Source organism: Bacteroides sp. AF25-5LB, assembly GCF_003602965.1.
Taxonomy (GTDB): Bacteria; Bacteroidota; Bacteroidia; order Bacteroidales; family Bacteroidaceae; genus Bacteroides; species Bacteroides uniformis.
Map to the genome: position 1 here is coordinate 1 of NZ_QTMC01000035.1, position 5,868 is coordinate 5,868.

General features: G+C 36.5%; 3 protein-coding genes. 2 read left to right on the forward strand and 1 reads right to left on the reverse strand.

The features are described from left to right. Positions 1–221, reverse strand: a 221-nt coding sequence (locus DWY57_RS20490) for a carboxypeptidase-like regulatory domain-containing protein (RefSeq protein WP_133302471.1), incomplete at its 3' end; no start/stop codon positions are given. A gap of 453 nt (positions 222–674) precedes the next feature. On the opposite strand from DWY57_RS20490, the gene DWY57_RS20495 reads away from it, so the two are divergent. Continuing rightward, positions 675–1,865: a site-specific integrase gene (locus DWY57_RS20495; RefSeq protein WP_119962359.1), complete on the forward strand. Its 1,191-nt coding sequence runs from the start codon at positions 675–677 to the stop codon at positions 1,863–1,865. Positions 1,866–2,699: 834 nt separating this feature from the next. Continuing rightward, the gene (locus DWY57_RS20500) at positions 2,700–5,780 is read left to right on the forward strand and encodes a SusC/RagA family TonB-linked outer membrane protein (protein ID WP_262706674.1); all 3,081 of its coding nucleotides are present in this window, start codon (positions 2,700–2,702) and stop codon (positions 5,778–5,780) included. The last annotated feature ends 88 nt before the right edge of the window (positions 5,781–5,868 follow it).

A 5,868-nucleotide genomic window follows, 5' to 3' on the forward strand; every position in this document is an offset into this window, starting at 1 on the left:
ACCAGAGTTTTCGCGGAACTTGGTACGTTTGGTAATGTAAAATCACCATCTACACCGGTAATAGCACCAACTTGTGTACCTTTTACCAATACAGAGGCTCCAATAACTGGCTGCCCGTCTTCTTCAGAAATTACAACACCTGTAACCTTCTGGGTTTGGGCAGTTACTAGGCCTATTCCAACAAAAAGACAGGCCAATAACAGCATTAATTTTCTTTTCATAAATTCTCTCTTAAAGTTTAACTTTACATTAATTGTTTCTTTACTCTAACAAAGTGCAAATATATTAATAAAACTGAAACGAACAACTATTTTATTGAAAAAACCTTGTAAATCTATCAATTTGTTAATTAAACACGCTACTTTATGCTTAATAACAGATTTTTCATACTTAAAAAACCTAAACCGGCTTATGTTTACTATCACTATGATTCCCTCTTTCAAGGTGATTTTTCCAAGAAATACACATATTTTAAAACAAAATGGTTAATAAACAAGCTGCTAAAACAAAAAACATACCTGATTTTGAAACAAAATGAGAATTTCCGGAGATTAAATACCGATTAATAGCTAAACACAAAAAGACACTTTTTAGAGATATTAATTCTTATTCTATTCTCACCGAGCACAGAATATCGTCTTATTTGTTATTAGTATTAATTAAAATCAAGCAAAATGAGTAAAATTATTTACAATCTAGTGTACAACAGAAAAAGAAGCCTGAATAAAAAAGGAATGGCGTTAGTGCAAGTAGAAGCCTATTTGGACAGAAAGAAAAAGTATTTCTCCACCAAAGTTTATCTAAAGCCAGAACAATGGGACAATAAAAAGCTTATCGTGAAGAATCATCCTAATGCGGATGCACTGAATAGATTGATATATGAATTTATGGCTATGATAGAAAAAAAAGAGTTGGAATTGTGGCAGCAAGGAAGGCGTATTTCATTAGAGTTACTAAAGGAGGTTTTGAGCACAAACGAAAACAAAACCTCTTTTATTTCTTTTTGTAGACAAGAGATAGCAAACTCTGCTCTGAAAGAAAGTACAAAACGAAATCACCTCTCCACTCTTTCATTATTACAACAGTTCAAAAAGGATGTAACCTTTTCTGATTTAACATTCGAATTCATATCCTCCTTTGAATATTTCTTGCAATCAAGAGGCTATCACACAAATACGATAGCCAAACATATGAAGCATCTGAAGCGACATATAAATGTCGCCATCAACAAGGATTATATAGAGATACAAAAATACGCTTTTCGAAAGTACAAGATTAAAACTATAGAAAACAAGCATACGCACTTATCTCCTAAAGAGCTGGAGAAGTTGGAGAAATTAAGCTTGGCTGGCAGATATACTAAATTGCAGAAGACTTTAGATGCATTCTTGTTTTGTTGCTATGCAGGAATGAGATATTCTGATTTTATCAGTTTATCACCCGATAACATCGTGGAGATCCGTCAAGAAACCTGGCTAATTTATAAATCCATAAAGACGAGTACAGAAGTCAGATTACCTCTTTATCTCTTATTCGAAGGAAAAGGGCTTGTTATTCTGGACAAATATCGGGATGACTTACAAAGCTTCTTTCATTTAAGGGATAACTCTAATGTGAACAAAAATTTAATTGTGATTTCCCGCCTAGCCGGTTTATCAAAAAAGATTTCATTTCACACCGCTCGCCATACTAATGCAACTCTATTGATTTATAATGGAGTAAACATTACAACAGTGCAAAAATTATTGGGGCATAAAAGTGTTAAAACCACACAAGTGTATACGAATGTAATGGATATGACTATAGTACATGATTTAGAAAAGAACCATGCACTCATGCCTTTGCCTAAAAAAACACGAACTTAGCATAGTCAATACTGCACTTTCATATCATTAGTCATATACTTCTCCTTTAAAGTCTGTTCACTCACTATTCTGTTTCAACCTGCTCGCTGCAAACTCACTGCATACGTTTTGCAGTACCACTGCATATTGCTTGCAGTACCACTGCATATTGCTTGCAGCCGCACTGCATATTAGTTTGCAGTACCACTGCAACAGCTTTGCAGTATCACTGCAATAGGTTTGCAAAATCTTGCAGCAAGAAACTATTTATAATCAATTAGATACAGTATAGTGTGAATAGAAGATTAACATTGGTGTGTTATCAATATTTAAACAGATTGGAGGTGTGGAAGCAAAATTTGCTTCCACACTTTTGCATTGCTTCCACAGCATCTGTAATGCCGATAAATAGAGGGATATAAGGAACGGGTGGAAGCGTGGAAGCAAAAATGATGAAAACTGCTATGAGGAAACAATTGTTGTCTTGATTGTTTAGCCAATCAGAAAGTTTTGAATTTGCTGTTTTCTGAAGCTATTGAAATATTCTTTTACATAGATTTTAGTAGTTTCGCTAATAAAATGACAATGTAGAGTAAATACTTCATTGAAAGCAGCTAGGATGATAGATATTGACAAAAGACATGCTTCATATAAGAGGAAGAATCATTTAAAATCTTTAAGCAGCGTATTAACTTTATGGTATACATCTGATAACCTGGTTGTTAATCCTACAAATAGTATCACAGCAGTAAGGTTTTATGCGTCGTCCCTCCATACACATACCTTGTGAGAAAGGAAATTTCGCTATAGTTATTTCTAGCACATAGCATAATTATCTGATTATTAATAAGATAAATAAAATATAGTTCCGCGAAAACTCTGGTAATTTCGTACATCGGCATGCAGACTCAAGAGGTTACAATTAAGCCGCATGTACGGGTTGTCATGCAGAGTGATACTGAACTTTTGGATGAAGTTGTAGTTGTTGCCTATGGTACTGCTACAAAAAGATCCTTCACAGGTTCCGCTACTGAAATTAAAGGAGACCGTATTGCTAACAAAAATCCGTCCGAATTATCTAAAGCGCTAACCGGTGAAGTAGCAGGTGTACAAGTTATTTCAACTAGTGGACAACCCGGCTCAAATGCAAGCATCAGAATTCGCGGTTTAGGTTCTGTAAATTCAAGCCGTGCTCCGCTGTATGTAGTGGATGGAATCCCCTTTGGTTCAGATTTAAGTGGAATTGATCCTTCAGACATAGAGTCAACTACCGTATTGAAGGACGCAACAGCAACAGCTCTATATGGTTCAAGAGCTGCCAATGGAGTAATTTTGCTGACCACCAAAAGAGGTAAAAAAGGAAAAACGCAAGTTGAAGCAAATGTAAAATATGGTATCAACACCCGTATAATACCTCTTTATGATACGATGGAAAGTCCCGAGCGGTTCATTGAGCTGACATGGGAAGGCATTAAAAATAAATATCAATATGCTGGTGGACGTGATGAAGCTGCTGCAGCAGCTATGGCAAGCAAGCTGCTGTGGGGATATGACGATCCTCAAAAAGGCTATCAAAATACTGGAATATACAAAGGATATAATATGTGGAGTACGGGAGATGTCATAGACCCTTCTACTGGCAAATTCAAGGCAGGTGTAGTCCGCAAATTTACTCCGGAGAAATGGGAAGATTATATTTTCCGTACAGGAGAAAAAGTAGAAGCCAATGTTAAGATATCAGGAGGCAGCGACAAGTTATCACATTATACCTCTTTCGGTTACTTGAAAGATGAAGGATACTATATAGGTTCTGATTTTGAACGTTTTAATGCCCGTTCCAATCTGTCTCAAGACATCACTTCATGGTTGAAATCAAATGTTAATATGGCTTATAGCTATATGGAACTGAATAAGCCCGGTCAAGGTGACAACATGAACAATGGTTTCCAATTCATTAATTTTATGCCTTCCATATTTCCGGTATTCCAACGTGATGCAGATGGCAATAAAATAAAGGATAATGTGGTCGGAGGATATCTGTATGATTATGGTATGGCTGAAGGTTATGGACGTCCTTACGCTTCAGGCGTAAATCCAGCCGGAGCGATTCAATTGGACAAGAATGAGTACCAATCTCATTCATTCAACGGCAATGCCATGTTTGAAGCAACTTTCTTGAAAGACTTCAAAGGAACGGTAAACTTTGGATTGCAATATCTTGGTACAAAAAACAATGAATTGACAAATCCATATTATGGTGATGCAGAGGGGTTAGGACGTATTTTCAAAAACATGAGTACATTCTTCAGCTTCACGTCAAACCAGATATTGTCATGGAAGAAAAGTTTTGGTGTGCACAATCTCGATGCATTCGTTGCGCATGAATCTACATTCTACAAGTCATCTGACAACTATGGCCAGAAATCAAAGATTGTTCGTCCTAACAATACAGAATGGTCTAATGCTGTAATTATGGACTATATGGATTCTCAAACCTACGGGTTTGACATGGAAAGCTACTTCGGACAAATTAGATATGATTATAACGATAAATATTTCTTTCATGGAACATTAAGACGTGATGGTTCATCACGTTTTGCCAAAGGACAGAAATGGGGAACATTCGGTTCTATCGGCGCCGCCTGGGCCATCACTAACGAAAATTTCATGAAAGACGTGAGCTGGTTGAAGAATTTGAAATACAAGTTAAGTTGGGGTGTGTTGGGTAACCAAGACTTTATCACCAATCCTACCATTGCAGGTTATTATCCTTACAATGATTTGTATACGATCGGTAACCTAAATGATGAAATCAGTTTTAGCTTTAAATATAAAGGTAATCCTGATTTGACATGGGAACGCAGCGAAACATGGAATACTGGTATCGAGTTTAATATAGCCGATATTTTGGAAGGTGAAGTGGAATACTATAATAAGACTACCAAAGATATGTTGTTCCTAAAGCAAGTATCTCCATCGCTGGGATATGCACAATACCCCGTCAATGACGGTAAAATGGTCAATAAGGGTCTCGAATTTTCTTTGGTGGCACATCTTGTGAAAACGAATGATATAAGTCTTGATTTACGTGTTAATGGTGGACATTATAAGAATAAAATGACCCAGATGCCTATGGATGATACCACAGGAAAAGAAAAGCCATTGGAGATACAAGGTGCTTACGGATGGTCGAAAGGACATTCTCTGTATGATTTCTATATAAGAGAGTATGCCGGTGTAGATCCAGAAACCGGTATGGCATTATACAACTCATACTATAATGTAAAAGCCGATGGAAGCAAGGACTTGATTACAGATATGGTAACTTACCAGCAGAACAATAAAATAGAGCGTTTGGAAGTAGAAAAGACCTCCGATTATAACAACGCAACTAAGAAATATGTCGGGAAATCAGGTATTCCGACTTTACAAGGGGGATTCGGTTTTGATTTAGCTGTTAAAGGTTTCGAATTAAATACGACTTTCTCCTATAGCTTAGGAGGATATGCTTACGACGGTGTATATGCTACATTAATGTCTAACAATACACCTGGTAGTGGAAACTGGCATAATGACATTGAAAATCGTTGGCAAAAGCCGGGTGATATAACAGACGTGCCACGTTTAACTTCCGGATATGATGAATATACAAATGCATCTTCTACTCGGTTCATTACCAGTCGTTCTTATTTGAATTTATCCAATGTAAGATTATCCTACACATTCCCTAAAAAATGGATGAATAGAATGAACATTGGTTCCTTGTCGGTTTATGTTTCCGGTGACAACCTGATGTTCATTTCGGCTCGTAAGGGATTTGTCTCAATGGCAGGAAATACCGTCAGTACAGATCCTAATGAGGATTCCGGAGGCTCTGACAGAAGTCAGTATGCTCCATTGAGTACTATTATGGGAGGTATTAAGATTCAGTTCTAACAATAAAATCATTTGAATATGAGAAATGTAATATACCTTAATTCCGCAACACTATTATAAAATATTTTTTTTAAGTACCTGAGCAACA